Origin of the sequence: Pantoea sp. UYEF8 (genome assembly GCF_040546285.1) — a bacterium.
Lineage (GTDB): Bacteria > Pseudomonadota > Gammaproteobacteria > Enterobacterales > Enterobacteriaceae > Pantoea > Pantoea brenneri.
In genome coordinates, this window is record NZ_JBEPNM010000034.1 from 1 (window position 1) to 3,240 (window position 3,240).

Sequence of the window (3,240 nt, forward strand, 5' to 3'; positions counted from 1 at the left end):
ATGCGGGAAGGTCTTCACTGCATCAGTAATCACACCAATCAGGTTAAACGGCAAACTGAGTGATGATAAAAACTGACACTGGCATTATTACTATCACTATGGAACATCACTCCGGCTGGTTTTCCCCGGGCCTCCCATGCCATCTCCAGCGCTTTGATGGTCAGACTGCTGTCCGGTGAGAACGACATTGCCCAGCCCACCGGTTTTCTCGCGAACAGGTCGGGAACAACGGCAAGGTAAGCCTGGCGCCTGCCTGTCCAGATATAGGTCACATCGCCACACCACACCTGATTCGGCTTTGTCACTGCGAACTGCCGCTCAAAGTGATTCGGGATAGCGATGTGTTCAGGACCACCGCGTTTATACCGATGGGTGGGCTGCTGACAACTGACCAGCCCCGGTTCTTTCATGAGTCTGCCAGCGAGCCATCGTCCCATCCTGAAGCCCTTCATGATTGCCATAGTTGCGATACTCCCTGCGCCAGCAGAGCCATGGCTGACGCTATGAAGTTTCAGAACCTGGCTGTGTAATACAGCCCGTCTGCCATCTGGTTTTTCAGGACGGTTTTTAAAGTACTTGTAGCTGCTGCGATGAACCCCGAACACGTGGCAGAGTGTGACCACCGGATAATGCGCTCTGAGTTTCCCGATTATCGAGAACTGTTCAGGGAGTCTGACATCAGGAGCGCGGTAGCCTTTTTTAATATTTCGTTTTCCATTTCAATAGGTTGTATTTTTTTCCTCAGCTCACGTATTTCAGTTTTTTCCGGAGTAATGGGAGAGGCTTTAGGTGTTTTTCCCTGCCGCTCATCACGCAATTCTTTCACCCATCGCGTCATTGTGGAAAGGCCGACATCCATAGCGCTGGCTGCATCTGCCACGGTGTAGTTCTGGTCAACGACCAGTTGAGCGGATTCGCGTTTAAAATCTGCGCTGAAATTTCTTTTTTTTCATTGAGGCACCTGTAATGTTCTGAGGTGAGCATATCACCTCTGTTCAGGTGGCCAAATTCAGTAAACCACTACAGTTAGCAGGAGAAAGGCTTACAAGATGGTTTATCAAAGAGCGGTGAGGTGGAATAACCCACCATTGAGGTGGGCTTAGGTGCTTAATCCTGATACCTGGCTCTTGCTCTCACTTCCTGCATGTTCATTCCGCAATGCAAGCGCTGATTGCCACACATCCAGCAAGAGCAGTTACAAGGGGTTTGATAAGCCTTACCTACATTGCGGACTGTCGCACCTTCAGGCCAGCTGTAAGCCGCATTATTATAACGACCGCGTTTTGTTTTGAGCCTTTTCATATGATGGCGACGAAACGCTCGATTTCTTGTTTGCATGGGTAATCCCCGAATATACCGTCGGGGCAGCCACACCTTCGTGTGACCGCCGGAACGTGTATTCGGAGTGGAGGATTTTACGCATTGTTAAGATCCTTATTAAAATCCATTCGCCTGAATGCCGGAAAATTCTACTCGTTAGTATTCCAGTTTCTGAAGTGATTTTTCAATCTTTCAACAGTGTGTCGCCACTTTGGCGCTGTCGGTTTACAAACGGTATTTTGATTACCGAAGAATCCAAGTTCATTTACTGCATCCTGTTCACTACGGGTTTCAAGCCATTTCACTGAGACAAAATATTCAGATTTATCGGTATCACCTGAGTTATCACGATAAAGGTCTCCATGCTTAAGCACGTCCATCGCGAGTTTTTCACCAGCTTCAGTATTGATTGTAAAGCTGCTTGCTGGCTCAATGGCGCTTTGCACAATACCGACGCCTACATAACCTGTTTTTGGGATGTTAACCCAGACGCGTTGACCGGGCTGAAGCTGTTTTAAGGTCTGGCTGTACCAGCTTCCGCCACCGGCACTGATAAACCCGTAACGGCGCGCCTCTTCCCAGTTACGACTATTTGAGTCACCGAACGAGACATAAAACTCTCCGTTCCAGGGTTCTTTTGATTGAGCACTCGTACCTGCGGTAGCTTGAGCAGCGTTAGTTTGTGTCTCGCTGGGATCGAGAAGCCAGGCGCGACTTAAAAACTGCTCTTCCCCGTGCTGAAAGACTTTGAAGAACAGTACGTTAATTGAGATACCATTTTTGCTCAGGTAGTCGACAATGCGTTCGGTGGACGGATCCAGTTCCGCTGCTACGATAATGATTTGATGCGACTGGTTAATAGAATCTTCTTCTAATTCAGTATTGAAACGTTGCTTAAAGGCATCACCCAGATTACCGCCCCCAGAAAATTTTTCATAAATTTGTGACAGGCGGTCTGCGGTTAAATCATCTACCCATGAAGCGTAATCCAGCGCCTGAGCGACTACCTCGCGCGGTGTGCGGTCGCGTTTCAGCTCTATTAGGATTAGCGAGGCATCAGGCGCTATTGCCAGCAGATCAATACGTCCCTTATCGAGCGTATTTTCCTGATGCCCGATAATCATCCACTGATCTGAAAGAATGGTTGGGTCGTTTAAGATCATTCTTTCCAGCAAACTCTCACTGGTCAGCTTGCTGATAGTCAGCGGCCGAGGGTTATCCCCCACCCGCCAGATAGCATGATGAACCGGCATCATTTGTTCCTTAGTTTAATGCTGCATCAGTGAGTGCATCCGCCAAGTGAAGCTGAGTTTGCTGGGCGGATTGCAGTTGGGATTTGAGGCCGTCGCAAACATTCAGAAGTGACATGTATTGATCTAAAATTCTACTTGACTCACTAATTGGAGGTAATGCAATAAAACATCCGCGAAGCTTTGCGCGACATGGACCTTATAAGTCCGGATGTGTTGATACGATCGAGCCAGCCCGGCCACCGGTAATGGCCACCACGATCGCTGTGTATTACCGGTTTATCATGTTCGTTGAGCGTATCGAGTGCTTCATCGAGCATCGTATTCACCAGCGTCGCGTCCGGGCGTGTTCCTATCGACCAGCTTACAACCTGGCCATCAAAGCAGTCGATAACCGGCGACAGATAGACTTTTCCAGCCGGAAGCTGGAACTCCGTAATATCGGTCAGCCACTTCTCATTTGGCCTGCAGGAACTAAAATCCCGGGCGAGTAAATTTTCCGGTGCCGGGCCGATTTCGCCACAGTAAGAGTTGTATCGTCGTCGCCTGGTGCGCTTAACAACGAGCTGCTCTTCTGGGTGATGCTGCCAACTTACTGATTTAGTGTATGATGGTGTTTTTGAGGTGCTCCAGTGGCTTCTGTTTCTATCAGCTGTCCCTCCTGTTCAGC

Annotated in this window: 1 protein-coding gene and 2 pseudogenes; all 3 read right to left on the bottom strand. The window is 48.9% G+C overall.

What is annotated here, in order from left to right; translation table 11 throughout:
* Nucleotides 1-83: 83 nt before the first annotated feature.
* Nucleotides 84-904 (bottom strand): annotated as a pseudogene (locus tag ABIB18_RS23675) (IS3 family transposase); the annotation flags it as partial.
* A 565-nt stretch (nucleotides 905-1,469) separates the two neighbouring features.
* On the bottom strand, nucleotides 1,470-2,573 hold the full coding sequence (locus ABIB18_RS23680) for a DUF8606 domain-containing protein (RefSeq protein ID WP_354476049.1): 1,104 nt from the start codon (nucleotides 2,571-2,573) through the stop codon (nucleotides 1,470-1,472).
* Between the two features lie 179 nt (nucleotides 2,574-2,752).
* Nucleotides 2,753-3,145 (bottom strand): annotated as a pseudogene (locus tag ABIB18_RS23685) (IS3 family transposase); the annotation flags it as partial.
* Between the last annotated feature and the right edge of the window lie 95 nt (nucleotides 3,146-3,240).

Coding starts and splice junctions, on each gene's coding strand:
- ABIB18_RS23680 (WP_354476049.1), bottom strand. CDS start 2,573: ATGCCGGTTCATCATGCTATCTGGCGGGTGGGGGATAACCCTCGGCCG.